The following is a 26,071-nucleotide window of genomic DNA, read 5'->3' on the forward strand; positions in this document are numbered from 1 at the left end:
GAGTTCCTCAGGCACCGCCCAGGATGGCGTCGGCGATCTTCTCGGCGAGCATCAGGGTCGGCAGGTTGGTGTTGGCGGTGGGGATCACCGGGATGATCGAGGCGTCGGCGACACGCAGGCCTTCCACGCCGTGGACGCGACCGGCGCTGTCGACCACGGCCTGCGGGTCATCGGCGGCACCGATGCGGCAGGTGCCGCTGGGGTGCCAGACGCCGCCGATGTGTCGGCGCAGGTAGGCTTCCAGCGCCGCGTCGTCGGCCAGCAGGGTTTCCAGCTTCGGCCCGCCCGGTTGCGGCACGGCGAAGGGGGTAAGCGCCAGTTGCAGCTCGTAGCGCGCCAGGACCGGGTGCTTGAACAGGCGCTGGATGGTGCGCAGCGCCACGCGTGCGCGTTGCAGGTCGCGCGGGTCGGAGAGCAGGTTGAAATCGACCTGCGGCGGGCTCGCCGGGTCGCGATCGCGCAAGGTCAGGCGGCCACTGGAGCTGGGTTTGTTGATCCAGAACAGCGCGTGGGCGACGCCGCGCTCGGCATCCGCGCCGATGGCCAGGTAGAGGTCCGAGGGCGTATCCGGATCGACGCCCGAGGAGACCCGGATTCCCAGTTGGTGCGAGGTGCCGGGCCGCGCCAGCACGGCGTCCGAACGCGCGGCATCGCCCAGGGTAGCGAGGGTGCCCAGCGAGCTGTGTTCCCACAGGTTGCCGCCGACGCCGGGGCGGTCGGCGATCACCTCGATGCCCAGTTCCTGCAACTGGCTGGCCGGGCCGATGCCTCTACGCAGCAGGAAGGCCGGCGATTGCAACGCTCCGGCGGCGAGGATGACTTCGCCAGCCTCTACGGTGACGCGCTCACCGTCACGTTGCAGTTCGACGCCGGTGATGCGCGTGCCGTCGCGTTGCAGGTCGAGCACCTGGCTCTCGGTCCACAGCGTCAGGTTGGGCCGCGCGCGCACTGCTTCATCGAGGTAGCCGCGGGCGGCGGACACGCGCTGGCCATGCTCCAGGTTCACCGCCGGAGCGAAGTAGCCGTCGTCGAACACGCCGTTCTGGTCGCCGATATCGCGCAGGCCTTCGGCTTGCAGCGCCGAGACCACGGAGCGGGTGAAAGGCGTCCAGTCGCGGGTGGAGACGCGGCTGATCGGGATCGGCCCGTCGTGCCCGTGCAGTGGGCCGGCGTAATCGGTGTCGCGTTCGAGCTTGCGGAAGTACGGCAGCACGTCGTTCCAACCCCAGCCTTCGGCACCCTGCTCGGCCCACTGGTCGTAGTCGCGCGGCAGGCCGCGGTTGGCCACCAGCACATTGACGCTGGAGCCGCCGCCGAGCACGCGGGCCTGTTCGAGGTAGCGCTCGGGGCGCGCGACGCCTTCGGGCTGCGCGCCGTGGCGGACGTTCAGGTCCGGCCAGAAGTAGCGATCGCGCAGTTCCAGGCGCAGGCGGAAGGGGTTGTGGCCGTCGAGGATTTCCGCCGGCGTGGCGTGAGGCGGTGTGTCCGGCCCGGCTTCGATGAGCAGGACGCGACGTTGCGGGTCGGCGCTGAGGCGGCTGGCAAGCACGCTGCCGGCGCTGCCGCCGCCGACGATGATGTGGTCGTAGCGAGGAGTGGTCATGTGGCCTCCCGGCCCGGCGCTCCCGCACCGGGCGCGTGCAGGGTGATCAGAAGCCGACGGAGATGCCGGCGACCAGGGCGCGCGGGGCGCCCTTGTAGTACTTCGGCGCGCCATAGAAGTCGCCGTCGGCCGGGTCGGCGGAGACCGTCCCTGAGTTCACGCCCGACAGGTAGTGCTTGTCGAAGACGTTGTTGAGGTTGAGCGTCAGGGTGGTTTCCTTCAGCGCGCTGCCCAGGTCCTTGAGGCGGTAGCCCAGGTTGGCGTCGAACACGGTGTAGCCGCCGATCTTCTCGTTGTTCGCCAGGTCGCCGTAGAAGCTGCCGGTGTGGCGGCCGAGGAAGTTGGCGTAGAAGGTCTGGTTGTCGTAGCCGATGCCGGCGCTGAACAGGTTGCGCGGGGTGTCGTAGAGCTGGTTGCCCTTGGTGTCGAGGCTGGCGCCGCCGGCGCTGTAGTCGTCGTCCTGGGTGGAGCGCAGGTAGGTCCAGGAGGCGAAGTAGTTGAAGTTCGCCGGCAGCAGGCCGTTGAGCGACAGCTCCAGGCCTTTGGTGGTGACGTCGCCGGCGTTGAAGTAGGAGGTGACGCCGGAGACTTCCTCGAACGCCGCCTGGCGATCCTTGAACTTGTCGTAGAACAGCGCCGCGCTGAGCAGCACGTCATCGGTGCTGTAGCGCCAGCCGATCTCCTGGTTCCAGGTGACTTCCGGCTTCTGCTTGTCGCCGCCATTGGCCTGGCCGTAGACCGAAGCCACCGCCGGAGTGCGCATGTTCGAGGTGGTGTTGTAGTAGAGCTGCTGCTGCGGGTCGAGCTGGTAGCTCAGGCTCAGGCTGGGCAGGAAGCGGTTGTAGTCGGCGCTATCGTTGAAGCCGCTGAGGCGATCGTCGCCCTTGTTCTGCGTGTGCTGCCAGGCCAGGCCTCCGGTGAGGACGAGCTGCGAGGTGATGTCCCAGGTGTCCTGCACCCAGAGCTTCTGGGTGGTGATCTCGTTGCGCTGGTCGGTGAAGTAGATGGCGTTGCCGTTGCCATCGCGCAGCTTGTGGCTGCCGTCGATGCCGGCGGGCTTGCCGTTGCTTTTGATCTCGACCACCGGGAACTGGTTGCGCGCGTGGGTATAGTCGGTCCACAGGCCCAGTTGCAGGGTGTGGTCGTCGTTGACCAGGAAGTCCAGGGTATTGGTGGAGCCGATGCGGTACTGCGTCGGGTAGACGCTGAGCGCGCCGGTCACCAGCGGGTCGATAGTGTCGCCGTCGCCATTGAGATCGGCGTTGACCTTGTTCTCGTTGACTGGCACCACGGCCACGGCGGCGGTGCCGTCGGTGACGCGGACGAAGTACGGGTCGACCTTCAGCTGGACCTTGTCGGAGAGGTTGAACAACCCGTTGAGCGCATACGTCTGGATCTTGAAGTCGGCGCGCGAGGCCGCCGCGCTCTGGCCGGGCACGGTGACGTCGGGCACGCCGTTGGTACCGTTGCCCTTGGTGGGGTAGATGTCCCGCGGGTAGCCCTGGTCGTACTTGTTGGCGCGGTACTCGGCCAGCGTCGGGTGGTTGTAGCTGTTGGTGCGCATCAGGAAGCTGGAGAAGATGCCGTTGATGCGGTTGCCGTCCCACTCGTACTGCAGGTTGCCTTCGTAGCGGTTGGAGGACAGCTCGCCGCCGCTGTTGTCCCACAGGTCGGCGGTGGTGCGCGAGGCCGAGAGCCAGGCGGAGAAGCCGTTCACCTCGCCGGTATTCACCCGCGCGAAGGTGCGGAACAGGCTGTCGCTGCCGACGTTCTGCTTCACCAGCAGGCCGCTTTCCTTGGTCGGCGCGACGGACTTGATCAGCACGCTGCCACCGCTGGCGGTAAGGGTCGGGGCGTTGATCGAGGAGGAGCCGTAGAGCACCGACACCGACTCGTAGTTTTCCGGATCGCCCATGAAGTCAGCGTGGGGCGTGAGGAACTGCGGGTCGTTGAGCGGGATGCCGTCGCGGACGAATCCGATCTGGTCCTGGGAGAAGCCACGGATGTTCAATCCGCCTTCGGTGATGCCGCTGTTGTCACCGCCGCTGACGTGCACGCCGGGCAGGTATTTGAGGGCGCCGGTGACGGCGCTGTCGAGGCCGACGAACTTTTCCAGCTGGGATTTGGTGAGGGTGCCCTTGGAGACTGGGGCGACTTCCTTGCGGGCATCGCCGACCTGGGTTTCCTGGCTTTGTCCCTGGACCGTGACGGTACTCAGGGTGATATTTCCGGCGCTATTGGATTCGTCGGAAAGTACAACTTCAGCGTTGAATAAAAGGGCGCTGGATAATGCAATGGCCAGCGGTTTCAATCGAAAATCTCTTGCATGCTTCATGGCAGTCGCTCGGGGCTTTTAATAATGTACCCATTAGCCTGAGCAAGCTCTGTGCCATGCGTTTTAGAGCGGTTTAGTGCGAATTTAAGGTGTTTCTCTGCTGTTGCTGCAGCAACTGCTTTTACAGTGGTGCTGGGGCAGCTACTTGTTATGAACAGTTGCTCTTGGAAGTTTGCCGAAAAAATAATAAAGCCCCGAGAACGGGGCTTTATTATTTTCGCTGGTGTCAGGAGTATCAGGGCTGACTGGCGACGGTTTTTACCTGCTCTTTCCAGAATCCCTCAAGCTGCTGATTCTTCAGTCCCTGCTCGACAAACTTCGGCTCCAGTAGGTCGTCCACCTTCACCTCGTTGCGGATCAGTTTCGCCTTCAGGCTATAGGCGATGCCGTCGGTATAGTGTTGGCGCAGGGCACCGTCATACAGCGGGGAGAAGTGCGCGGGCCATGGCTCGCCGGCGACTTCGCGTTGCAGCACGCTCAGCGGTACGCCGGAGCGCGATTGCGCTTCTTGGTACGCCGCCTGGTTGGCGTCCTGGGAGACCCACCACGCGGCCTTCAGGTAGGCGTCCACCACCAGTTGGGTGAGGTCCGGGTGATCCTTGACGAAGTCCCGCGCGCCCCAGACTTCGGCGCGCATCTTCCAGTCGGGCGGGGCCTCCTTGCTCGACCAGATGACGCGGCCGACCTGCTTGTCTTCCAGCAGGAAGGCATCGCTCAGGGTGAAGAACGCATCCACCCGTCCGGCGCTCAATGCGGCGGCGCCGGCCTGCGGGTTGAGGTTGAAGATGCGGAAGTCCTCGAAGCCCAGGTGATTGGCTTCCAGCAGCTTGGCGAAGGACAGTTCCCACGGCCGGCCACGGTGCAGGGCGATGCGCTTGCCCTTGAGGTCGGCGATGGATTTCGCTGTCGATCCCGGCGGCACCACTAGGTAGACGTTGTTGCCGATGCCGCCGGGGACGATCAGTTGGGTCTGCACGCCCGAGGCGTTGGCGATGATCGACGGCAGGTCGCCGTAGAAGGCGAAGTCGATGCGCTTGTTGGCGAACTCCTCGTTGACGAAGGTGCCCACCGAGCCGGTGGCCGCGGGCACCCACTCCAGCTTGATGTTGCGCTGGGCCAGTTGCTGCTCCAGCCATTTGTCGCGGTCGATGACATAGGCCGGGCCATTGAAGGTGATCTGCCCGGCGTTGGCATAGGCCACCGTGGCGATGCGCAGGGTGGTGGGCTGCTCGGCGGCCAGCGCGTGGCCTGCGAGTAGCACGGCGGCGGCCGGTAGCAGGCGGCGCAACGTGCGATGGATCAGGGACATGGCAGTTACCTCGCTCAGAAGTCGGTGGTGACCGAGACGCCGAAGGTGCGCGGATCACCGAACATCACCGCGGCGGTCTGGTAACCGCCCGGCAGGGTGTGGTTGCGGTATTCCTTGTCGGTCAGGTTGTTCACGTAGGCGGTGACGCGGGTGGTTTCGCCGGGCAGTTCGTAGGTCACCCGCGCGTTGCCCAGGGTGTAGCCGCCGCTGCGCATGTTGGCGCTCTGGTCGTTGGTGAAGAAGTACTGGCGGCTGCGGGTATTCCAGTCGGTACCGAGGATCACCGCGCCGCCGACGTTCAGCGGGATGCGGTAGTCGGCGCCGATTACCGCCGAGACGCTGGGTGCACGGACGAAGTGGTTGCCGGAGTAGTCGTCGGCGCCCGAGGTGTAGTCGGTGAACTCGGTGTGCAGCAGGCCCAGGCCGAAGTTGACGTGCAGGTTCTGCACCGGGATCGCCTCCAGCTCGAACTCGGCACCGTAGGCCTCGCCCTGGGCACCGTTGGCCAGGCGCGAGACGGTCTGGTTGTTCACCGCGGTGACGATGTTGAGCTGGATGTCCTTGTAGTCGTAGTAGAAGACGCTGGCGTTGGCGTTCAGGCGGCCATCGAACCATTCCGACTTCAGGCCCAGCTCGTAGGAGGTGAGGTATTCAGGGTCGACCTTGGCCACGGTGGCCTGGCTGGTGACGCCGGCGTTATAGCCGCCGGAGCGGAAGCCACGGGAATAGCGGAAGTAGGCGCGGGCGTTATCGGAAATCCGGTATTCGGGCGTCAGGTCCCAGCTGTAGTCGCTCCAGGTGTTGCTCTCGTCCTGGGTAGCGTTGACGATCAGTGGCGAGTCGACGTTGCCCGGCTGCCACCAGTGGCCGTCACCGAAGCTCGCCGCGCCGCGGTTGACCAGGCGCTCCAGGTCGATGTCCTTGGTCTCGCGGGTCCAGCGCAGGCCGGCGGTCAGGCTGAAGTCGTCGGTGAAGTTGTAGGTGGTGCTGCCGAAGATGGCGTAGCTCTCGGTCTGCTGGTCGTAGCTGACGTTGTTGTAGTAGCTGGGGACGTAGGGGTTGGTCAGCGCCGCGTTGGCGTTCTTCGACTGCAGGTCCTCGTTGAAGTAGTGGAAGCCCAGCACCCAGTTCAGCCGGTCGGTGCGCGGCGAGGCCAGGCGCAGTTCCTGCGACCATTGCTGGCTGTCGGCGTAGCTGTAGCTGCGCTGCAGTTCCAGCGGGGTGTTGTCGCTGTCGGTCCAGCCGTCGCGGGTGAAATGCTCGAACGCGGTGATGGAGGTCAGCTCCAGCTCGCCCAGCTGCCAGACCAGGTTGAGGTTGCTGCCGGCCTGGTCGATTTCGGCCTGGTACTTGGCGTTGAAGTTGGCCTTGCCCAGTTCCGGATCGATGGAATAGCCGAACTGGTTGGTACCGTTGGGCCGGGTGCCGTAGCTCACCGTGTTGTAGCTGGCGGTGTCGTGGTAGTGGCGGGCGTGGACGTTGAGGTTGGCGTCGAGGTTGTCATTCACCCGTGCGGCCAGTTGCAGGCGCACGGCGTCGTCTTCCAGCGCGCCCTGGTCGTTGCCGTCGTTCTTGTTCTCGGTGTAGCCGTCACGGCCCTGGTGGTGGAAGGACACGCGTCCGGCCAGCTTGTCGTCCACCAGCGCATCGCTCACCGCGCCTTCGACGATGCGGTTGGCGTAGTTGCCCATGTCGACCTTGAAGTAACCCTCGGGGCTGAAGGTCGGCTTGCGCGAGATGAAGTTGATCGCGCCGCCCGTGGTGTTCTTGCCCCACAGCGTGCCCTGCGGGCCGCGCAGCACTTCCACGCGCTCCTGGTCGAACAGCGGGAAGCCGGTGGCGCTGATGTTGGCGATGTACACGTCGTCGACATAGATGCCGATCGGGCTGACGGTGTTGGCGCCCTGGTCGCCGGTGCCCAGGCCGCGAATCCACCAGCGCGGGCGGCCATGGCCGTCGGTGGTGCCGGCGGAGGCGTTGGGGGTATAGCGGGTGACTTCGTTGGCTGATTGCAGTGAGGCGTCGCGGATTTTTTCGCCGCTCAGCACGGTGATCGGCGCCGGCACTTCCTGCACCGACTCTTCGCGCTTCTGCGCGGTGACCACTACCTTGCCGAGGGTCGGCGCGGTGCTGGCTTCTTCCTTGTTCTGCGTATCGCCGTCGGCGGCATTCACAGCGACGCTGGCGAGGCTCGCCAGGATCGCGAGGGAAAGGGTGTTGCGTTTGAACATGGTGTCCCCAGGGGGCGGCGAAAGGACGGCTGGCTCTGTGGTGCTCGGTCGTCGCCGCAAGGCATCAAGCTGTTATTGCGTTGCGCTTCTGCTGGCTCACGCGTGATAAGGCCGGTTGGCTTGCAGGGGACATCGCAACTTCCGTACCGACTTTCCAACTCATTGATCCTTAAAGGCTTTTCACTTTTACTGCGGACGGTGTGCTGCTGGGGCAGCAGCCCATGCTGGGCAGTCGCTGCCTGGGCAGCAGCGCTGCAGCAACCCCTTGAGGCTTTCGTCGCAAGTGGAGCGGGAATGCCATGTGCACCTGATAAGCTGGCCCCTCGAACAGCCTGGAGTTGGCAATGAATACGCTCTTGCCGGAGCAACCCCTGCAGCGCTTCCCATGCAACCTGTGCGGCCGCGATTTCGTGGTGGGGGATGTGCACGGCCATTTCGAACTGCTGGAGCGCCTGCTCAAGCAAGTCGGATTCGATCCGGCGGCTGACCGCCTGTTCGCCGCTGGCGACCTGGTGGATCGTGGCCCCTATTCCCCGCAGGTGCTGGACTGGCTGGCCAAGCCCTGGTTCGCTTCGGTGCGTGGCAACCACGAGCAACTGGTGATCGACGTGGTGCTGGCCGGCGATGACCGCGACCTGCACTTTCGAAACGGCGGAGCCTGGCTCTACAAGCTCACGCCGGTTACTCGTGCGCGCATCGCCCGCCGCCTGCAGCAATTACCCGTGGTGATCGAGGTGGACCTGGGAGAAGGGCGCCGCGTGGGTATCGTGCATGCGGAAGCGCCGGTGTCGCCGGCTTTCCCGGATTGGGACAGCGGCGTGGCGGCCCTGGCGGGTGAGCAGGGTGACGCCGCCCGGCGCAGCGCCGCCGCGCTGGCCATGTGGGCTCGCACGCGGATCGAGAGGGAAGACGCCACGGCAATCGCCGGGCTGGAGCGCCTGTATGTCGGCCATACCGCGCAGAAATCGGTCCGGCCGCTGGGCAACACCCATTACATCGATACCGGTAGCGGTTATGTCGACGGTTGCCTGAGCATCGTCGACATGCGCACCGGCCAGGTGGAAACGGCGGCCGCCCGCTGAGCGGCCACCGGTGCGGCGATCACTCGCCGCGGATGTACTGTTCCAGTTGCTGGATCAGCTCGGCCTGTTCAGCGATGGCGGCCTTCACCAGGTCGCCGATGGACAAGAGGCCAAGCAGCTCGCCGTTCTCCACCACCGGCAGGTGGCGCAAGTGGCGCTCGGTCATGATGCCCATGCACTTGTCGACGTTCAGGTGGGTGTCCACGGTGATCACCGGCGCGGTCATCACCGCGCGGATCGACGTCTCATCCGAGGCGCGCCCCTTGAGCGCCAGGCGCCGGGCGTAGTCGCGTTCGCTGAAGAAACCGACCAGCTGGTTGCCTTCCACCACCGGCAGCCCGCCGAGGTTCTTTTCCGCCATCAGGCGCAGTGCATCGATCACCATCGCGTCCGGGGCGATGGTGTAAACCTGCTGGTCCGCCTTGGCGGTCAACAGCTGAGCCACAGTCTTCATTCCTACCCCCTGTCGTCGTCTCACGGCGCGATGTCCGAGTTCATAGAGAATCGTGGACAGATCGCAATCCGGCAAGGTCGGAAAGCGGCGTCCACGCCATCGAAAGCGTCATTGCGCGGCGCCGGCATTTATACTGTGATTCCAGTCCCCTTTTACCCCCACGAAAGACCGGCCATGACTGACGAAGATCCCGACCTCCACGAGCCCGAACACGATCACCTGCTCGATCTCGACGACGACCTCGATGGCCTGTTGGAGGAGGATGCGGCGTTCTTCGAAGACCTGCCCGGCGATCACGAGGAGGATGACGAGGATGCGGAGGAGTACCAGCCCGGCCTGGACGACGGCGAGGACTGGCTGGAAGACTGACCTTCGGACGATATCCGGGCGTCATGATTGGCTGGCAGAATGCTGGCCAGACAATAAAGAGAACGCAGCATGCGCTACATCACTCTCGCCTTGGCCATTTCCCTGCTCTGCGGCTGCTCCTCGGCGGTTCGCAAGGACGACCGCACCGCGCCGATCTCCCTCTACCGCGACACCCGCCATGCGCTGGTGGTGAACTTCCAGCCCGATGCCAGCGTCGCCGCCAACCCGCGCTGGAGCGCGCTGAAGGCGAGCTGGCGTGAAGCACTGCGCGACGAGGCGGGGTCGGCCGATTACCAGGTTTCCGAACAGGACGGTGAGCCGCGCGCCACCGACACCCTGTCCACCCTGGTGGTCATCGAGGTCGGCGCCGGTCACAGCGCGAACAGCCGGCCGGGCAGTGGTGAGGAGTGGATTACCTCCACCGTGCGCTACCACGACGGCCTTACCGGCCAGTTGCTCGCCTCGCGCCGCTATGAAAGCGAGGCCGACGGCGATGTCTTCACCTCCATGGGCTCGTCCGAGGTCGGCGCCGTGTCTGAACAGATCGTCGAGGAAATCACCGGTGCCCTGCTGGTCGCCCGCCCGGCGCGCAGCGTGCCGAGGGCGCAGCCGGCCACCACTCCGGTCCAGCCTCCGGAAGCCGTCCCGCAACCTGCCGCGCCGGTGGCGGCGGAAACCGTCGCCCATGTCTCCCGCCCGCTGAGCCAGGAGCAGCAGCTCATGGAGTTGCAGCGGCGCAACCTGCCGTATGAGGAATATCGGGACGAGTACCAGCGGATCATGGGGCGCTGAGCCCTCGGCTCTGCAGAGCCGGGGCTGCTAGAACCAGCCGCCGCCGTTCGACAGCTCCTGCTCGCAGCTCTTGTACTGGGCACCGTACAGCGAGGCGCGAGCCTGGACCTTCTGTGAAGTTGCTTTCAGCCACGGCTTGGCGTCATAGCTGCGCTGGCGGTAGCCGCCCCAGCCTTCGTGGTAGTTCAGGTACTGGGCATAGGCGTCCCACTTGGAAACGCGGTTCACGTTGTAGGTCTTGTTCATGTACCAGCCCATGAAATCCAGCGCGTCGGCGAAGTCGTCGCGGTCGGCGCCCCAGCCTCCCGCTTCCTTCTTGTAGTCCGCCCACGTCTCGTCCTTGGCCTGGGCGTAGCCATAGGCGGAACTGACCCGGCCCCAGGGGATGAAGCCGAGGAAGTAGTAGCGCGGTGGCAAGGCGTCGTGCTTGAAGGAGGACTCCTGGTACATCATCGCCATCGGCACCTGGATCGTGCCGCCCCAGCGCTTTTGCACCTTCAGCGCCGCTTCGTGCCATTGCGGTTTTTCGCGGAAGATCTCGCAGAGGTTTTCGGGGTGCGCCGGAGGCTTGGTGGCACACCCGGCAAGGGCCAGGAGCAGGGCTGGCATCAAGAGCCGGAGCATGGGCGGTGAGTCCTTTTCTCGCGCGATGGCTGAAGGCTTATACAGCCTTGGGTGGCGAAGTTGAATCACAGGGTGTCGAGGCCGATCCGGGCCCCCGAGCCTGTCGGTATGTCTGGCAGACACTGCAGACAGCGCGGGGCTTTACCGCCAGAAACAGGAAAGCCCGCTCATGGCGGGCTTTTCAGGTGGTTTCGCAGACTGCCTGAGGCAGCTCGAAACAAGGCAGATGGCGCACCAGGCGGGATTCGAACCCACGACCCCTGCCTTCGGAGGGCAGTACTCTATCCAGCTGAGCTACTGGTGCGTATGCCGCGGCTGGCGCGGCAGGCGGCAATCATACGCATCTCCTTCGCAGGCGTCCAATGCAGGTACGCTCGTTCATGATATCGAACGAAAACAGCCGCTTGTCGGTAGAAACAGGCCGAAAACCGACGGCAACCTGATACCTTCGTTGGTTTTGTCGAACGAGCTATTGCCCTTTGCAGTCGAGGGCCCTAGGATTCGTTTGAGATTTCAAACGCCTCCCCATCACAACAACAGGAGACCGGAGAATTGGCATCACACCAGCCGGCCATCAGCCTGCGGGATGACAGTCTTCCGTTGCACCCACCGCATGTCCCTTGTGACAGGTCTCCGTGCGGCTTCCGTCGATCAGCGTACCGGAAGGTTGTAGGGCAGTCGTACTCCTGGGCCGAGCCCGGGAATCTGTGCGTGAACGAGTTCAACCAGACCGGGCAATGACCCCGGCCTGCGTTTTTTCGTGTCCGCATGCCGAGCGAACTAAGAGCCGTTCGCCTGGCATCGCCTCCAAGCTGAGGCGACATTCGCATCCAGCGTCGATAATGGTCGGCCGGGGCGAATGAACGGCAGAGACTGCGGTCTCTCCCATCCAGACAACAAGGCAGGCGGGGACTCGAGGCAGACCCGTCGTCCACAGGCTTTCCTCGAAAGGAGACAGGTCATGCAACTCAATGATGCCAAGCTGTTCCGCCAACAGGCTTACATTGACGGTTCCTGGGTCGACGCCGATAACGGCAAGACCATCAACGTGAACAACCCGGCCACCAACGAGATCATCGGCACCGTGCCGAAGATGGGTGCCGACGAAACCCGTCGCGCCATCGAAGCCGCCGACAAGGCCCTGCCGGCCTGGCGTGCGCTGACCGCCAAGGAACGCGCCAACAAGCTGCGCAAGTGGTTCGACCTGATGATCGCCAACCAGGACGACCTGGCTCGCCTGATGACCATCGAGCAGGGCAAGCCGCTGGCCGAAGCCAAGGGCGAGATCGCCTACGCTGCCTCCTTCCTCGAGTGGTTCGGCGAAGAAGCCAAGCGCATCTACGGCGACACCATTCCGGGCCACCAGCCCGACAAGCGCATCATCGTGATCAAGCAGCCGATCGGCGTGACCGCGGCTATTACCCCGTGGAACTTCCCGTCCGCGATGATCACCCGTAAAGCCGGTCCGGCCCTGGCCGCTGGCTGCACCATGGTGCTCAAGCCCGCCTCGCAGACCCCGTACTCCGCCCTGGCCCTGGCCGAACTGGCCGAGCGCGCCGGCATTCCGAAAGGCGTGTTCAGCGTGGTTACCGGCAGCGCCGGCGAAGTCGGCGGCGAGCTGACCAGCAACCCGATCGTGCGCAAGCTGACCTTCACCGGCTCCACCGAGATCGGCCGCCAGCTGATGGCCGAATGCGCCAAGGACATCAAGAAAGTGTCCCTGGAACTGGGCGGCAACGCTCCGTTCATCGTGTTCGACGATGCCGACCTGGATGCCGCCGTCGAAGGCGCGCTGATCTCCAAGTACCGCAACAACGGCCAGACCTGCGTCTGCGCCAACCGCCTGTACGTTCAGGACGGCGTGTACGACGCCTTCGTCGAGAAGCTGAAGGCCGCCGTGGCCAAGCTGAACATCGGCAACGGCCTGGAGCAGGGCGTCACCACCGGCCCGCTGATCGATTCCAAGGCCGTCGCCAAGGTCGAAGAGCACATCGCCGACGCCGTTTCCAAAGGCGCGAAAGTCCTCACTGGCGGCAAGCCGCACAGCCTGGGCGGTACCTTCTTCGAGCCGACCATCCTGGTCGACGTACCGAAGAGCGCCCTGGTCTCCAAGGACGAAACCTTCGGCCCGCTGGCGCCGGTGTTCCGCTTCAAGGACGAGGCCGAAGTCATCGCCATGTCCAACGACACCGAGTTCGGCCTGGCATCCTACTTCTACGCCCGCGACCTGGCCCGCGTGTTCCGCGTCGCCGAGCAGCTGGAGTACGGCATGGTGGGTATCAACACCGGCCTGATCTCCAACGAAGTCGCGCCGTTCGGCGGCATCAAGGCCTCCGGCCTGGGCCGCGAAGGTTCGAAGTACGGCATCGAGGACTACCTCGAAGTCAAATACCTCTGCCTCGGCGGTATCTGATCCGTTTTTTCCGTGGGCGCGGGGTGGCAGGCAAGAGCTGACAGCCACCTTCGCGTCGGCGTTTTCCGGTGGTAGCACCGGACAACCCGTCTGGCGGGCCGCAAGTTCCACGACAGTCGATCATCGTATGCTGTCGTGTGTGGCTTCTCCCCGCTTTCATCCTTTGATCCGGTCGCCCGATGAGCGGCCACTGAGGAAGCTATGAGCAAAACCAACGAATCCCTGCTGCAACGTCGTCAGGCCGCCGTACCGCGCGGCGTAGGCCAGATCCACCCGGTTGTCGCCGAGCGCGCCGAGAACTCCACCGTGTGGGACGTCGAAGGTCGTGAGTACATCGACTTCGCCGGCGGCATTGCCGTACTGAACACCGGTCACCTGCACCCGAAAGTGATCGCCGCCGTTCAGGAACAACTGACCAAGCTGTCCCACACCTGCTTCCAGGTACTGGCGTACGAGCCCTACATCGAGCTGGCCGAAGAAATCGCCAAGCGCGTTCCGGGCAACTTCCCGAAGAAGACCCTGCTGGTCACCTCCGGCTCCGAAGCCGTTGAGAACGCCGTCAAGATCGCCCGTGCCGCCACCGGCCGCGCTGGCGTGATCGCCTTCACCGGCGCCTACCACGGCCGTACCATGATGACCCTGGGCCTGACCGGCAAGGTCGTTCCGTACTCCGCTGGTATGGGCCTGATGCCGGGCGGCATCTTCCGCGCCCTGGCTCCGTGCGAACTGCATGGCGTGAGCGAAGACGAGTCCATCGCAAGCATCGAGCGCATCTTCAAGAACGACGCTCAGCCGCGCGACATCGCTGCCATCATCATCGAGCCGGTTCAGGGCGAGGGTGGCTTCTACGTCAACTCCAAGGCCTTCATGCAGCGCCTGCGCGCCCTGTGCGACGAGCACGGCATCCTGCTGATCGCTGACGAAGTGCAGACTGGCGCTGGCCGTACCGGCACCTTCTTCGCCACCGAGCAACTGGGCATCGTTCCGGACCTGACCACCTTCGCCAAGTCCGTTGGCGGCGGTTTCCCGATCTCCGGCGTTGCTGGTAAAGCCGAGATCATGGACGCCATCGCTCCGGGCGGCCTGGGCGGCACCTACGCCGGTAGCCCGATCGCTTGCGCCGCGGCCCTGGCCGTGCTGAAAGTGTTCGACGAAGAGAAGCTGCTGGATCGTTCGCAAGCCGTTGGCGAGCGCCTGAAAACTGGTCTGCGCGATATCCAGGCCAAGCACAAGGTAATCGGCGACGTTCGTGGCCTGGGTTCGATGATCGCCATCGAGCTGTTCGAAGGCGGCGATCACAACAAGCCGGCCGCTGAACTGGTCAGCAAGATCGTGGTTCGTGCCCGTGAGAAAGGTCTGATCCTGCTCTCCTGCGGTACCTACTACAACGTGATCCGTTTCCTGATGCCGGTAACCATCCCGGACGCGCAGCTGGACAAAGGCCTGGCCATCCTGGCCGAGTGCTTCGACGAACTGGCCTGAGCCTTACCGCTCTAACCGTTCGAGAGAAAGGCCCGCGCAAGCGGGCCTTTTTTTGTGCTTTTTTTGTGTGAAGTCTCCTTGGATGTTGATGGCGCGCATGGGAAAGCCCGTGGGCTTTGGACTACGCTGCGCAATATCCGAAGGCCGTTGGCCGGCGGCATCCGAAGGACCGGGCGCTCGACAGGGAAGGCTCTGGACCGGTTGTTTCCGTGCGCGACGGCATCCGTCCCGAACGAGGAGTGATCCATGAGCGTTTCTCCCGGCGTGCTGGTGGCTGCCAGCGATCCCTGGAGCCGCGAGCTGCTTGGCCAACTGGTGCTGAGCGTGCGTTGCGACGCGAACGTCGAGTTCTGCGAAGACGGCGACACGGCCATCGAGGCCTGCCGCCGCCATCCCTTTGCCCTGATCCTGGCCGAGCGCGAGCTGCCCGGCAGCGATGGCCTGGAATTGTTGCGCCACGTGCGTATGCGCCGCCGCGGGCCGGTCGCCCAGCCCTTCATCCTGATCAGCTCCAAGGCCGACGCCGCCAGTGTGCGCGCCGCGCTGCCGCTGGCGCCCACGGCCTATCTGGTCAAACCCTTCAATGCCGAGAACCTGCGCGAGCGTTTGCGCTCCCTGCTGCTGGCTCCGGGCGAGAGCGTCGTCTGCGAGCTGCCGACCCTGGAGCAGAGCCTGTCGCTGGAGCGCTTCCTGCAAACCGAACGCGACGCTACCGAGGGCGCACCGCTGATGGGTGAAGTCGGCGCGGCAGTGAACCGCTGCATGGAAGCCAGCGACATCAACCTGGAAATGCTCGAGCAGGAGTTCGGCCACGATCCGCAGATCACCGCCTGCCTGATCTCCGCCGCCAACAGCGCTGCACGGCATGTCGGCATGCCCTGTCAGACGCTGATGCAGGCACTGTCGCGCCTGGGGGTGGCGCAGGCGCTGAACCTGATGCTGGCGGTGGCGCTGCAACGCGCCGCGACCCTGGCCGACCCGCTGCTGAAAGAGCGCGCCGAGCACTTCTGGGATCTGTCCCGGTACACCGCCGATGGCGCCTTCGCCCTGGCCGAGTCCCTGGATGCCGATGCCGACCGCTGCTTCACCGCCGGCCTGCTGCACTGCCTGGGCGATCTCGCACTGCTGCGCAGCCTGCAGGATTGGCACAGCGCTGGCGGCGAGCTGAGCAAGGCGGACGTGGAGACGGCCCTGGAGGAGCACGGCGCAAGCTTCGGCTCCGCCCTGCGCACCCGCTGGCGCCTGCCTCTGGAGCTGCGGAACCTGATCGCTGCGGCCTATGCCATCGACAGCGGTGTGTTCAGCCGCGAGGCGCTGATCGTCAACCTGGCTTCCAGCGCAGCGCGCCTGCCGGAGAGCGAATTGCCGACCCTGACCGAACACAAGGCTGCGCGCATGTTGCGGCTGACGCCGGCGCAGCTGGGCTTTCTACGTCGGACCTAGCGCTCTCCAGAAGACCAGCGCCAGCACGGTGAGCAGCACCAGCGCGCCGACAAGTTGCACCAGCCAGTCGGTTCCACGGAAATCGTCGGGAGATGCCGGCCCGCGCGGTCGCCTGCCCAGCGTGATCAGGCGCAGGAAGAGCCAGCCGAGCAGATAGCTGAAGCGGTTGAAGAGGGCGTCAAGCAGACCTTCGAGCAGAAACTCGAAGCCCAGTAGCAGAAGGCGGAACAGGCGCCCTAGCAGGGCGGTGGGGAGATCGTCGAGCATGGGAATCCTTTCCCCTCGATAGGCCGCGCCGGGCGGCGCGGCCTATGGCTCTTAACGCGAAGCCAGCAGTTCCTTGCCGCGCACCACGGCAGCGCGGACCTGGTTCGGCGCGGTACCGCCGATGTGGTCACGGGCATTCACTGAGCCTTCCAGGGTCAGCACGGCGAACACGTCGTCGTCGATCTGGTCACTGAATTGGCGCAGCTCGTCCAGGCTCATCTCGGCCAGGTCCTTGCCGCTGTCCACGCCGTATTTCACGGCGTGGCCGACGATCTCGTGGCAGTCACGGAACGGCAGGCCACGGCGTACCAGGTAGTCGGCAAGGTCGGTGGCGGTGGAGAAGCCGCGGCGGGCCGCTTCGCGCATGATCTCGCGCTTGGGCTTGATCGCCGGAACCATGTCGGCGAAGGCGCGCAGGCTGTCGCGCAGGGTATCGGCGGCGTCGAACAGCGGTTCCTTGTCTTCCTGGTTGTCCTTGTTGTAAGCCAGCGGTTGGCCCTTCATCAGGGTCAGCAGGCCGGCGAGGTGGCCGAACACGCGGCCGGATTTACCGCGCACCAGCTCCGGAACGTCCGGGTTCTTCTTCTGCGGCATGATCGAGGATCCGGTGCAGAAGCGGTCGGGCAGGTCGATGAACTGGAACTGGGCGCTGGTCCACAGCACCAGCTCTTCGGAAAAGCGCGACAGGTGCATCATCGCCACGGCAGCCGCGGCGCAGAACTCGATGGCGAAGTCACGGTCGGACACGCCGTCCAGCGAGTTGCCGGAGATCGCTTCGAATCCCAGCAGTTCGCAGGTGATGGCCCGGTCGATCGGGTAGGTGGTGCCGGCCAGCGCGGCGCTGCCCAGGGGCATGCGGTTGGCGCGCTTGCGGCAGTCCACCAGGCGCTCGTAGTCGCGGCTGAGCATCTCGAACCAGGCCAGCAAGTGGTGGCCGAAGGTTACCGGCTGGGCGGTCTGCAGGTGGGTGAAGCCGGGCATGATGGTGTCGGCTTCGGCGTCCGCCAGGCCCAGCAGGCCCTGCTGCAGGCGGGTGATTTCAGCGAGGATCAGGTCGATCTCGTCGCGCAGCCACAGGCGGATGTCGGTGGCCACCTGGTCGTTGCGCGAACGGCCGGTGTGCAGCTTCTTGCCGGTGATGCCGATGCGGTCGGTCAGGCGTGCTTCGATGTTCATGTGCACGTCTTCCAGGTCGACGCGCCAGTCGAAGGTGCCGGCCTCGATTTCGCCCTGGATCTGCTTGAGGCCATCGATGATGGTGTCGCGCTCGGCGTCGGTCAGCACGCCGACCTTGGCCAGCATGGTGGCGTGGGCCATGGAGCCCATGATGTCGTGGCGGTAGAGGCGCTTGTCGAAGTCGACGGAAGCGGTGAAGCGGGCGACAAAGGCATCGACGGGCTCGCTGAAGCGGCCGCCCCAGGACTGGTTGGTCTTCTCTACGCTCATGGATCTCTCTCGCTGAAACGGGCAGGCGCGGCGCGCGGCCTGCATGAAGGGCAAAGTGCGACGATAATAGCAGGCTGAAGGACAAAACCGGCGGCGCTTTGGCGGCTGGGGCCGGGGAGTGGCGGAGGATCGCCGCGGGGGCCCTGGCCGATCCATGCGCTAACCGACAATTCCAGGCTTTGGTCGCATGCGGCGCTTGCCGCCGTGCGGACGCTTACGGAAACTGCGTCGATGCCCATACTGACGAAGACCGGCACCAAGCCGGCAGCCCACGAAGACTTCTTCATTCCCGAACTGTGTCAGCCCGAAGCGCTGCTGAGCCTGGTCCTGCTCGCGGAGTTGCTGGTGCTGGTACTGGTGCTTGCCGAGCCGATGACGCCCAGTTTCAACTGGGTCCGCCTGGCGCTGGCTTCGCTTTTCGTCCAATGGATCGTGCTGCTGTCGGCCGGCCTGCTGTGCCAGCTGCGGCCGCTCTTGGCCCGCTGGCCTGCCTGGCTGGCCGGTCTGCTCAGTTGTGCGCTGGTGGTGCTACTGACGCTGGGGTGCACGGCGGTGGCCGACTACTTTTCCCTGGGCGGGCCGATGTCGCGCACGGGCGAGGTGAATCTCTACCTGCGCCATGCATTGATCGCCCTCATCATGTCTACGCTGTTGCTACGCTATTTTTATCTCCAGAGCCAATGGCGGCGGCAGGAGCAGGCCGAATTGCGGGCGCGGATCGAATCGCTGCAAGCGCGTATCCGTCCGCATTTCCTGTTCAACAGCCTCAACAGCATCGCCAGTCTGATAGAAATCGACCCGTACAAGGCCGAACAGGCGGTGCTGAATCTTTCGGATCTTTTTCGCGCCAGCCTGGCCAAACCTGGAACATTAATTTCCTGGGGAGAGGAACTTGAGCTGGCCAGACGCTATCTTTCCATTGAGCAGTTCCGTCTTGGCGACCGGTTGCAACTGGACTGGCAGGTGAGCGGCGTGCCCGATGGCGTGCCGATTCCCCAGCTGACCTTGCAGCCCTTGCTGGAGAACTCGTTGATTTATGGCATCCAGCCGCGCATCGAAGGCGGCTTGGTGAAAGTTGAGGCGGACTACCGTGACGGTGTGTTCCAGCTCCGAGTGAGCAACCCGTACGACGAATCGACGCAGACCGCGCCTTCGAAGGGGACCCAGCAGGCGCTGCAAAATATTGCGGCAAGACTTGCGGCACTTTTCGGGCCAAAAGCTAGTCTCAGCGTCGAGCGCCGTGACGGACGGCACTTCACCTGTCTACGCTATCCATGTGCGCGTCTCATGCAGGAAGCCTGAGCTTATGAATGTCCTGATCGTCGATGACGAACCACTGGCGCGAGAGCGCCTGGCCCGGCTGGTGGGGCAACTGGACGGCTATCGCGTCCTCGAGCCATCCGCCAGCAACGGCGAAGAAGCGCTGACGCTGATCGACAGCCTGAAGCCGGATATCGTCCTGCTGGATATCCGCATGCCCGGCCTGGACGGGCTTCAGGTTGCCGCCAAGCTGTGCGAGCGCGAAGCCCCGCCCGCGGTGATCTTCTGCACCGCCCATGACGAATTTGCCCTTGAGGCATTCCAGGTGAGTGCGGTCGGCTACCTGGTCAAGCCGGTTCGCAGCGAAGACCTGGCCGAGGCATTGAAAAAGGCCTCGCGGCCCAATCGCGTGCAGCTCGCGGCGCTGACCAAGCCCCCCGCGGCCGGCGGCCCCGGCCCGCGCAGCCACATCAGCGCGCGGACCCGCAAGGGCATCGAACTGATCCCGCTGGAAGACGTGATTTTCTTCATCGCCGACCACAAGTACGTGACCCTGCGGCATGCCGGCGGTGAAGTGCTGCTGGACGAGCCGCTTAAAGCGCTGGAGGACGAGTTCGGCGATCGCTTCGTGCGCATCCATCGCAACGCCCTGGTCTCGCGCGAGCGTATCGAGCGCCTGCAGCGCACCCCGCTGGGGCATTTCCAGCTGTACCTGAAGGGACTCAATGGCGATGCGCTGACCGTCAGCCGCCGCCACGTCGCCGGTGTGCGGCGACTGATGCACAACCTGTAGCGACACAGTGCCGCAGACCGTGTGAAGCCTGGGGGCCGGCCTCCAGGCTTTTCGCTGGCGCGAGCTGTTATCATGCGGGCACTTTCTTGCACGCTTTCTTTGCCTGGAAATGCCCATGTCTCGCGAAATCCGTATCGCCACGCGCCAGAGCGCCCTGGCCCTGTGGCAGGCCGAATACGTCAAGGCCCGCCTGGAACAGGCCCATCCCGGCCTGACCGTGACCCTCCTGCCGATGACCAGCCGTGGCGACAAACTGCTGGACGCGCCGCTGGCGAAAATCGGCGGCAAGGGCCTGTTCGTCAAGGAGCTGGAAACCGCGCTGCTGGAGAACGAAGCGGACATCGCCGTGCACTCCATGAAAGACGTGCCGATGGATTTCCCCGAAGGCCTGGGCCTGTACTGCATCTGCGAGCGTGAAGACCCGCGCGACGCTTTCGTCTCCAACACCTACGCCAGCCTCGACGACCTGCCTGCCGGCAGCGTGGTCGGCACCTCCAGCCTGCGCCGCCAGGCCCAGTTGCTGGCCAGCCGCCCGGACCTGCAGATCCGCTTCCTGCGTGGCAACGTCAACACCCGCCTGGCCAAGCTGGATGCCGGCGAGTACGACGCCATCATCCTCGCCGCCGCCGGGCTGATCCGCCTTGGCTTCGAAGACCGCATCCGCTCCTCCATCAGCGTCGAAGCCAGCCTTCCGGCCGGCGGCCAGGGCGCGGTGGGCATCGAGTGCCGTACCGCCGATGCCGAGATCCATGCCTTGCTGCAACCGCTGCACCACCGCGAGACTGCCCTGCGCGTCACCGCCGAGCGCGCGCTGAACAAGCGTCTCAATGGCGGCTGCCAGGTGCCCATCGCCTGCTACGCCATCCTCGAAGGCGACCAGCTGTGGCTGCGTGGCCTGGTCGGTCAGCCGGATGGCACCGCGTTGCTGCGCGCCGAAGCCCGCGCCGCCAGCGCTGACGCCGAAAGCCTCGGTGTGAAGGTTGCCGAAGACCTGCTGGCGCAGGGTGCCGAGGAAATTCTTGCTGCGGTCTATGGCGAGGCCGGTCACCCGTGAGTGGCTGGCGGCTGCTGTTGACCCGTCCCGAAGAGGACTGCGCGACGCTGGCCGAAACCCTTGCCGAGCACGGCTTCCACGGTGAGTGCATGCCGTTGCTGGCGATCGCGCCGCGGGAAGAGTCGCCCGTCGAGCGCAGCCTGATCCTTGACCTTGACCGCTATTGCGCGGTTATCGTGGTCAGCAAGCCGGCGGCACGCCTGGGCCTGGAGCGGCTCGACCGCTACTGGCCGCAGCCGCCACTGACCCAGCGCTGGTTCACCGTCGGTGCCGCCACGGCGGCTATTCTCGAAGACTACGGTCTGGATGTCGTGTATCCGGTCGGTGGCGATGACAGCGAGGCGCTGCTCGCCCTGCCCGAGTTCGAGCAGGCCCTGCAGGTGCATGATCCGAAGGTGTTGATCATGCGCGGCGAGAGTGGCCGAGAATTCCTCGCCGAGCGCCTGCGCGGCCAAGGCGTCGCGGTGGACTATCTGGAACTCTACCGGCGCGAAATGCCGTCCTACCCCGAAGGTGAATTGCTGCGGCGAATTCAGGGGGAGCGTTTGAACGCCATCGCGGTCAGTAGTGGGCAGGGGCTGGAGCACCTGCAGCAGCTTGCCGCGCAGGATTGGCCGCAGGTGAGCGCGATGCCGTTGTTCGTGCCGAGCCCGCGTGTGGCGGAGCAGGCGCGCGAACTGGGAGCGCCACGGGTGATCGATTGCGGGGGCGCAAGCCCAGCGGCACTGATGGAGGCGCTGAGAAGCGCTGACAAGAATAATTTCTGAGCGAAGGATGGATCTGTGAGCGAAGCCGTCACTCCCCAAGAGACTTCACCGACATCGTCCAGCCCGGCCGCCGCGCCGGCTCCGCGCAAGGGCGGCACTGGGATCGCCCTGCTGGCCCTGTTGGTCGGCGCCGCCGGCCTGGCAGCGGGCGGCTGGGGCATCTGGCAGGTCCAGCAACTGAAAGGTGCCGAGCAGCAGCGCATCGCGCAGCTGGAGGATGCCCGAGGCCAGGCGCAGAGCGTGCAGAACGCCAACGCCGAGCTGAACAAGCGCCTGGATACGCTGCCCAACGCCGATGAGCTCGAAGCCCGCCGCCGCCTGGTGGTAGAGCTGCAGGGTGACCAGCAGCAACTGGCCAAGCAGGTCAAGCAGGTCCTTGGGCAGAGCCGCCAGCAGTGGCGCCTGGCTGAATCCGAACATCTGCTGCGGCTGGCGGCGCTGCGCCTCTCCGCGTTGCAGGACATCGACAGCGCGACCGAGCTGGTGCAGGGCGCCGACGATATCCTGCGGATGCAGAACGATCCGGGCGCCTTCGCTGCCCGTGCGCAACTGACCAAGAGCCTGGAAGCGCTGCGCGCGTTGCCGCGTCCCGACCGTACCGGGCTCTTCCTGCAACTGGGCGCGCTGCGCGACCAGGCAGCGCAACTGCAACCGCTGAACCCGGCATTCACGCCTTCCGAGGGCGGTACGGGGCCAAGCACCGCCTGGGGCGATGGCAGCAGTACCTGGGACCAGTGGTGGGAGCGCATCTCGCGCTATGTGCGGATCGATTTCAATGCCGGCCAGGACATCCGTCCGCTGCTCTCCGGCCAGCAGCTCGACCGTGTTCGCCTGGCGCTGAGCCTTGCGCTCGAGCAGGCTCAGTGGGCGGCATTGAATGGCAAGCAGGACGTCTACGAACAAGCGCTGAAGCAGGCCAAGCAGATCGTTGCCGATTTCTTCAATGCCGACCTGGCGGACAGCCGCGCCCTGGTGACGCGCCTGGATGAGCTGAGCGGCCAGGCCGTCACCGTTCAGACGCCGGACCTGAGCCCGGCGCTCAGTTCGCTGCAGGCCTACCTGTCGCGCCGCGATGCTGCGGCGCAGCAGCAGGAGGCGGTGGCACCGGACGCGGGGACTCAGCCATGAGCCGGGGCTTCGTGCTGATCCTGGCCGTCGTACTGGCGGCTACCCTGATCGGGCTGGCCGTTGCCGAGCAGTCCGGCTACGTGCTGATCGCCTACAAGGGCTTCCGTTACGAGTCCAGCCTCTGGACCTTTCTCGCACTGCTGGTGGTGCTGTGGGTGATCTACCTGGCTGTCCGCCTGGTGCTTCGCCTGCTGGGGGTGTCCGGGCGGGTGGTGAATCCATGGTCGCGCTTCAACCGTCGCCGTCGTGCGCAGTTGGCCGAAGAGCATGGCCAGCGCGATCTCGCCGAAGGTCATTGGGCTCAGGCCTTGCGCCACCTGCGTCGCGCCGCCGAGCTGAGCGAGCGTCCACTGCCGCATTACCTGGGTGCGGCCCGTGCGGCCAACGAACTGGGCAAGGGCGAAGAGTGCGACGAGTTGCTCGACCGTGCGCAGGAGCGCGAGCCAGGCGCCGCGTTGGCGGTGGGACTGACCCGCGCGCAATTGCTGATCAACCGCGGCGACTTCTCCCGCGCCCGCGTTGTGCTGGACAAGCTGCACCAGGATCATCCGCGCCACCCCACGGTGCTGCGCCTGCTCCAGCAGCTCTACGTCAGTCTCCACGAATGGCAGGCGCTGTGCGTGCTGTTGCCCGAACTGCGTAAGGAGCGCGTGTTGCCGAATGCCGAGCTGGCCGACCTGGAGCGCCGCACCTGGATGGCCGCGCTGGGCGAGGCGGGCGAATCGGGAATCGGTCAGGGCGAAAGCAGCCTGCAGCCGCTGACCCAGCGCTGGCAGAACGTGCCGTCGAACCTGCGGGCGCAAGCGCCGCTGGTGGCCGCCTATGTCGAGCAATTGCTGCGCCTGGGCGCGCCGGAGGAGGCCGAGGAAGTCCTGCGCAAAGCGCTCAAGGAAGGCTATGACAGCCGCCTGGTGCGCCTGTATGGCCTTGCCCGTGGTCGTGATGGTGCGCATCAGCTGAAGACCGCCGAGGGCTGGCTGAAGCAGCACGGCGACGATCCTGACCTGCTGCTCACGCTTGGCCGCCTGTGCCTGCAGAACAAACTGTGGGGCAAGGCGCGCGAATACCTGGAAGCCAGCCTGTCGCGTCAGCGCAGCGCGGAAACCTGCGCTGAGCTGGCACGCCTGCTCGCGCAACTGGGCGAAGTGGAGCGCAGCAACCAGCTGTTCCAGGAAGGCCTCGGCCTGCTGGCGCCGCCAGCTTCGTTGCCGGTGGCGGTGCGCGCCTGATCGGTCAGGCTGGACGAGAAAACGGCGCCTTCGGGCGCCGCTTTCGTTTTCAGGGTTTGCCGTAGCTGATCCGGTAAATCGCCCCGTTCTGGTCATCGCTGACCAGCAGTGCGCCGTCGGGCGCTACCAGTACGTCCGCGGGGCGGCCGTGGACTTCGCCATCCGAGTCCAGCCAGCCTTCGGCGAACACGCTCTGGCGCTTCAGGGTGCCGTCATCGTTGAGCTCGACCCGGCTCACGCGGTAGCCGATCTTCTGGCTGCGATTCCAGGAGCCGTGCTCGGCGATGAACAGGTTGTTGCGGTACTCGGTGGGGAACTGCTCGCCGGTGTAGAACCGCAGTCCCAGCGCAGCGACGTGCGGCCCCAGCTTGGCCACTGGCGGGGTGAAGGTCGAGCAGGGCTTCCTGCCCTCCTCCGGGTCGGCGAGGTCGCCCTGGTGGCAGTCGGGATAGCCGAAGTCTTCGCCGATTCGACTGACCTTGTTCAGCTCGTCGTCCGGTTTGTCGTCGCCCATGAGGTCGCGACCATTGTCGGTAAACCACAGCTGCTTCGTCTGTGGTTGCCAGGTGAAGCCGACCGTGTTGCGGATGCCGTAGGCGACCACTTCGCGTGCGCTGCCATCGGTGTTCATGCGTTGCAGGTTGGCGTACCGCTCGCGATCCGGCCGGCAGATGTTGCAGGGTGCACCGACCGGCACATAGAGCTTGTCGTCGGGGCCGAAGGCGATGAACTTCCAGCCGTGGGCTGTCTCCTGCGGAAATTGCGCCGGGAGCTCCACGGCTTTGGGGGGATCATCCAGATGGGCTTCGATGTCGCGCAGTACAACGATGCGGTTGATCGACGACACGTACAGATCGCCCTTGTGGAAAGCAACGCCTACCGGCATTTGCAGGCCTTCGCCGAGCGCTTTCACCTCGCCGCCGGGCGTCACCGCATAGACCTTGTCGCCCGAACGACTGCCCACGAACAGCGTCCCCTTGTCGCCCCAGGCCATGGCGCGGGCACCGGGCACCTGGTCCGTTAGCAGGCTGATGCTGAATCCTGCTGGCAGGCGGATATGGCTTAGGTTGGTGTCGGCCATTGCCGAGAGCGCCGTAAGGGAGAGCAGTGAGCAGAGCAGCGGATAGCGACGCATGGCATGGATTCCCGGATGAGTGCCATGGCCAGTCTAGACACCCGTCTTGAAAGCCTTGCCGTGTTTCCTCTACCGTAGCGACCTTTCCTGCAACAGCGCTTTTCAGCGGAGCCGCCATGAGCCTGGCCAGTCCTCGGTCCCTGTTCTTCCTTGCCTTCCTTGCCTGCGTCGCCATGCTTGGCACCGGCTTCTACCTGCAATACATGGTCGGCCTGGAGCCGTGCCCGCTGTGCATTCTGCAGCGCATCTTCTTTGCAGGCGCCGGCCTGTTCTCCTTGATCGCAGCGCTGCATGGCCGCGCACCTCGCGTCTACTCGGTGCTGATCCTGCTCTGTTCGCTCGCCGGTGCCGGCACCGCGGGCCGCCAGGTATGGCTGCAGACCTTGCCGCCGGACCAACTACCGTCCTGCCTGCCGCCGTTGGAATACATGATGGAGAGCATGCCCTATGCCGACATCATCTGGACCATGTTCCATGGTTCGGCCGACTGCGCCGAGGTTTCCTGGACTCTGCTGGGTCTGAGCATTCCGGAATGGAGCCTGCTGGCTTTCATCGGTTTCGCCCTGTTCGCCATCGTCCAGTTCTTCCGCCGCCGCGGCTGAGCGTCGCATCTCACTTGGCCATGGCCTGCGCCTTTGGTGCAGGCCAGAGGCGCCGCGGCCTGTCGATTAAACGCCCGTATGAATTTTCCCGCTGCCAGCGTCTTGTGGGCGGGAACTAGCGGGCATACTCTGGATTTCCACTCCGTCGGAAAGCCGCCGCCGAACAAGCTTCACACATCGCGGATGTCGAGATTCGACAGAATTTTGTCCCGGGGCGGACATAGCCGGGACGGCGAAAAGGGAAGTGAGGACA

General features: G+C 65.1%; 22 protein-coding genes and 1 tRNA gene. 13 read left to right on the forward strand and 10 right to left on the reverse strand.

Annotated features, from left to right (window positions below; all coding sequences use genetic code 11):
* Nucleotides 1–7: 7 nt before the first annotated feature.
* From JVX91_RS06755 to JVX91_RS06770, 4 genes are all read right to left on the reverse strand, one after another.
* A complete protein-coding gene (locus JVX91_RS06755; protein WP_205338567.1) occupies nt 8–1,603 on the reverse strand; it encodes a GMC oxidoreductase in 1,596 nt (531 codons plus the stop codon).
* A gap of 46 nt (nt 1,604–1,649) precedes the next feature.
* On the reverse strand, nt 1,650–3,938 hold the full coding sequence (locus JVX91_RS06760) for a TonB-dependent receptor (protein WP_205338568.1): 2,289 nt from the start codon (nt 3,936–3,938) through the stop codon (nt 1,650–1,652).
* A gap of 235 nt (nt 3,939–4,173) precedes the next feature.
* The gene (locus tag JVX91_RS06765; RefSeq protein WP_205338569.1) at nt 4,174–5,247 is read right to left on the reverse strand and encodes an ABC transporter substrate-binding protein; all 1,074 of its coding nucleotides are present in this window, start codon (nt 5,245–5,247) and stop codon (nt 4,174–4,176) included.
* 14 nt (nt 5,248–5,261) lie between these two features.
* Nucleotides 5,262–7,478 (reverse strand): TonB-dependent receptor, encoded by a 2,217-nt coding sequence (locus JVX91_RS06770; RefSeq protein ID WP_205338570.1) that lies wholly within the window; start codon nt 7,476–7,478, stop codon nt 5,262–5,264.
* Nucleotides 7,479–7,822: 344 nt separating this feature from the next.
* Here JVX91_RS06770 and JVX91_RS06775 point away from each other — a divergent pair, with 344 nt between their 5' ends.
* Nucleotides 7,823–8,560 carry a metallophosphoesterase gene (locus JVX91_RS06775; protein WP_205338571.1) on the forward strand — a complete coding sequence of 246 codons (738 nt, stop codon included), beginning with the start codon at nt 7,823–7,825 and terminating at the stop codon, nt 8,558–8,560.
* Between the two features lie 19 nt (nt 8,561–8,579).
* On the opposite strand, the gene JVX91_RS06780 is transcribed toward JVX91_RS06775, so the two are convergent.
* Nucleotides 8,580–9,014, reverse strand: a complete 435-nt coding sequence (locus JVX91_RS06780; protein ID WP_205338572.1) for a CBS domain-containing protein — start codon at nt 9,012–9,014, stop codon at nt 8,580–8,582.
* 174 nt (nt 9,015–9,188) lie between these two features.
* Here JVX91_RS06780 and JVX91_RS06785 point away from each other — a divergent pair, with 174 nt between their 5' ends.
* Both JVX91_RS06785 and JVX91_RS06790 read left to right on the forward strand, forming a co-directional pair.
* Nucleotides 9,189–9,383 (forward strand): hypothetical protein, encoded by a 195-nt coding sequence (locus tag JVX91_RS06785; RefSeq protein ID WP_205338573.1) that lies wholly within the window; start codon nt 9,189–9,191, stop codon nt 9,381–9,383.
* 69 nt (nt 9,384–9,452) lie between these two features.
* On the forward strand, nt 9,453–10,175 hold the full coding sequence (locus JVX91_RS06790; protein ID WP_205338574.1) for a hypothetical protein: 723 nt from the start codon (nt 9,453–9,455) through the stop codon (nt 10,173–10,175).
* A gap of 27 nt (nt 10,176–10,202) precedes the next feature.
* Here the strand turns inward: JVX91_RS06790 and JVX91_RS06795 are convergent, their stop codons facing one another.
* Nucleotides 10,203–10,799, reverse strand: a complete 597-nt coding sequence (locus JVX91_RS06795) for a hypothetical protein (RefSeq protein ID WP_205338575.1) — start codon at nt 10,797–10,799, stop codon at nt 10,203–10,205.
* Between the two features lie 227 nt (nt 10,800–11,026).
* Nucleotides 11,027–11,103, reverse strand: a tRNA-Arg gene (locus JVX91_RS06800).
* A gap of 657 nt (nt 11,104–11,760) precedes the next feature.
* Between JVX91_RS06800 and gabD the strand changes: the two genes are divergently transcribed.
* The 3 genes from gabD (at nt 11,761) to JVX91_RS06815 (ending at nt 16,137) form a co-directional block, all read left to right on the forward strand.
* A complete protein-coding gene (gabD, locus tag JVX91_RS06805; RefSeq protein ID WP_054910195.1) occupies nt 11,761–13,212 on the forward strand; it encodes an NADP-dependent succinate-semialdehyde dehydrogenase in 1,452 nt (483 codons plus the stop codon).
* A gap of 201 nt (nt 13,213–13,413) precedes the next feature.
* Entirely contained in the window at nt 13,414–14,694 is a 1,281-nt protein-coding gene (gene gabT / locus JVX91_RS06810; protein ID WP_024766390.1) for a 4-aminobutyrate--2-oxoglutarate transaminase, read from the forward strand.
* Nucleotides 14,695–14,940: 246 nt separating this feature from the next.
* A complete protein-coding gene (locus JVX91_RS06815; RefSeq protein WP_205338576.1) occupies nt 14,941–16,137 on the forward strand; it encodes an HDOD domain-containing protein in 1,197 nt (398 codons plus the stop codon).
* Here JVX91_RS06815 and JVX91_RS06820 read toward each other — a convergent pair.
* Both JVX91_RS06820 and argH read right to left on the reverse strand, forming a co-directional pair.
* Nucleotides 16,123–16,404, reverse strand: a complete 282-nt coding sequence (locus JVX91_RS06820; RefSeq protein WP_205338577.1) for a hypothetical protein — start codon at nt 16,402–16,404, stop codon at nt 16,123–16,125. The two genes, JVX91_RS06815 and JVX91_RS06820, sit on opposite strands and share 15 nt — an antisense overlap.
* 51 nt (nt 16,405–16,455) lie before the next feature.
* Nucleotides 16,456–17,850, reverse strand: coding sequence for an argininosuccinate lyase (argH, locus tag JVX91_RS06825; RefSeq protein ID WP_205338578.1), 1,395 nt, complete (start codon nt 17,848–17,850; stop codon nt 16,456–16,458).
* A 231-nt stretch (nt 17,851–18,081) separates the two neighbouring features.
* Here argH and JVX91_RS06830 point away from each other — a divergent pair, with 231 nt between their 5' ends.
* The 6 genes from JVX91_RS06830 (at nt 18,082) to JVX91_RS06855 (ending at nt 24,081) form a co-directional block, all read left to right on the forward strand.
* Complete coding sequence (locus JVX91_RS06830) at nt 18,082–19,152, forward strand: sensor histidine kinase (RefSeq protein WP_205338579.1); 1,071 nt, start codon at nt 18,082–18,084, stop codon at nt 19,150–19,152.
* Nucleotides 19,153–19,156: 4 nt separating this feature from the next.
* Nucleotides 19,157–19,903 carry an alginate biosynthesis regulator AlgR gene (gene algR / locus JVX91_RS06835; RefSeq protein ID WP_024766394.1) on the forward strand — a complete coding sequence of 249 codons (747 nt, stop codon included), beginning with the start codon at nt 19,157–19,159 and terminating at the stop codon, nt 19,901–19,903.
* 115 nt (nt 19,904–20,018) lie between these two features.
* On the forward strand, nt 20,019–20,957 hold the full coding sequence (gene hemC, locus JVX91_RS06840; protein ID WP_205338580.1) for a hydroxymethylbilane synthase: 939 nt from the start codon (nt 20,019–20,021) through the stop codon (nt 20,955–20,957).
* Complete coding sequence (locus JVX91_RS06845) at nt 20,954–21,724, forward strand: uroporphyrinogen-III synthase (protein ID WP_205338581.1); 771 nt, start codon at nt 20,954–20,956, stop codon at nt 21,722–21,724. The genes hemC and JVX91_RS06845 overlap by 4 nt, the downstream gene beginning before the upstream one ends.
* A gap of 15 nt (nt 21,725–21,739) precedes the next feature.
* Nucleotides 21,740–22,852, forward strand: coding sequence for a uroporphyrinogen-III C-methyltransferase (locus JVX91_RS06850; RefSeq protein WP_205338582.1), 1,113 nt, complete (start codon nt 21,740–21,742; stop codon nt 22,850–22,852).
* Complete coding sequence (locus JVX91_RS06855; protein ID WP_205338583.1) at nt 22,849–24,081, forward strand: heme biosynthesis HemY N-terminal domain-containing protein; 1,233 nt, start codon at nt 22,849–22,851, stop codon at nt 24,079–24,081. The genes JVX91_RS06850 and JVX91_RS06855 overlap by 4 nt, the downstream gene beginning before the upstream one ends.
* Nucleotides 24,082–24,130: 49 nt before the next feature.
* On the opposite strand, the gene JVX91_RS06860 is transcribed toward JVX91_RS06855, so the two are convergent.
* Entirely contained in the window at nt 24,131–25,216 is a 1,086-nt protein-coding gene (locus tag JVX91_RS06860; protein ID WP_205338584.1) for a PQQ-dependent sugar dehydrogenase, read from the reverse strand.
* Between the two features lie 116 nt (nt 25,217–25,332).
* Between JVX91_RS06860 and JVX91_RS06865 the strand changes: the two genes are divergently transcribed.
* Nucleotides 25,333–25,818 carry a disulfide bond formation protein B gene (locus JVX91_RS06865; protein ID WP_205338585.1) on the forward strand — a complete coding sequence of 162 codons (486 nt, stop codon included), beginning with the start codon at nt 25,333–25,335 and terminating at the stop codon, nt 25,816–25,818.
* The last annotated feature ends 253 nt before the right edge of the window (nt 25,819–26,071 follow it).

Source organism: Pseudomonas sp. PDNC002, from assembly GCF_016919445.1.
Classification (GTDB): Bacteria; Pseudomonadota; Gammaproteobacteria; order Pseudomonadales; family Pseudomonadaceae; genus Pseudomonas.

Coding starts and splice junctions, on each gene's coding strand:
- JVX91_RS06780 (WP_205338572.1), bottom strand. CDS start 9,014: ATGAAGACTGTGGCTCAGCTGTTGACCGCCAAGGCGGACCAGCAGGTT.
- JVX91_RS06790 (WP_205338574.1), top strand. CDS start 9,453: ATGCGCTACATCACTCTCGCCTTGGCCATTTCCCTGCTCTGCGGCTGC.
- JVX91_RS06765 (WP_205338569.1), bottom strand. CDS start 5,247: ATGTCCCTGATCCATCGCACGTTGCGCCGCCTGCTACCGGCCGCCGCC.
- JVX91_RS06820 (WP_205338577.1), bottom strand. CDS start 16,404: ATGCTCGACGATCTCCCCACCGCCCTGCTAGGGCGCCTGTTCCGCCTT.
- JVX91_RS06775 (WP_205338571.1), top strand. CDS start 7,823: ATGAATACGCTCTTGCCGGAGCAACCCCTGCAGCGCTTCCCATGCAAC.
- argH (WP_205338578.1), bottom strand. CDS start 17,850: ATGAGCGTAGAGAAGACCAACCAGTCCTGGGGCGGCCGCTTCAGCGAG.
- gabT (WP_024766390.1), top strand. CDS start 13,414: ATGAGCAAAACCAACGAATCCCTGCTGCAACGTCGTCAGGCCGCCGTA.
- JVX91_RS06760 (WP_205338568.1), bottom strand. CDS start 3,938: ATGAAGCATGCAAGAGATTTTCGATTGAAACCGCTGGCCATTGCATTA.
- gabD (WP_054910195.1), top strand. CDS start 11,761: ATGCAACTCAATGATGCCAAGCTGTTCCGCCAACAGGCTTACATTGAC.
- JVX91_RS06860 (WP_205338584.1), bottom strand. CDS start 25,216: ATGCGTCGCTATCCGCTGCTCTGCTCACTGCTCTCCCTTACGGCGCTC.
- JVX91_RS06785 (WP_205338573.1), top strand. CDS start 9,189: ATGACTGACGAAGATCCCGACCTCCACGAGCCCGAACACGATCACCTG.
- JVX91_RS06815 (WP_205338576.1), top strand. CDS start 14,941: ATGAGCGTTTCTCCCGGCGTGCTGGTGGCTGCCAGCGATCCCTGGAGC.
- hemC (WP_205338580.1), top strand. CDS start 20,019: ATGTCTCGCGAAATCCGTATCGCCACGCGCCAGAGCGCCCTGGCCCTG.
- JVX91_RS06830 (WP_205338579.1), top strand. CDS start 18,082: ATGCCCATACTGACGAAGACCGGCACCAAGCCGGCAGCCCACGAAGAC.
- JVX91_RS06855 (WP_205338583.1), top strand. CDS start 22,849: ATGAGCCGGGGCTTCGTGCTGATCCTGGCCGTCGTACTGGCGGCTACC.
- JVX91_RS06770 (WP_205338570.1), bottom strand. CDS start 7,478: ATGTTCAAACGCAACACCCTTTCCCTCGCGATCCTGGCGAGCCTCGCC.
- JVX91_RS06865 (WP_205338585.1), top strand. CDS start 25,333: ATGAGCCTGGCCAGTCCTCGGTCCCTGTTCTTCCTTGCCTTCCTTGCC.
- algR (WP_024766394.1), top strand. CDS start 19,157: ATGAATGTCCTGATCGTCGATGACGAACCACTGGCGCGAGAGCGCCTG.
- JVX91_RS06755 (WP_205338567.1), bottom strand. CDS start 1,603: ATGACCACTCCTCGCTACGACCACATCATCGTCGGCGGCGGCAGCGCC.
- JVX91_RS06795 (WP_205338575.1), bottom strand. CDS start 10,799: ATGCTCCGGCTCTTGATGCCAGCCCTGCTCCTGGCCCTTGCCGGGTGT.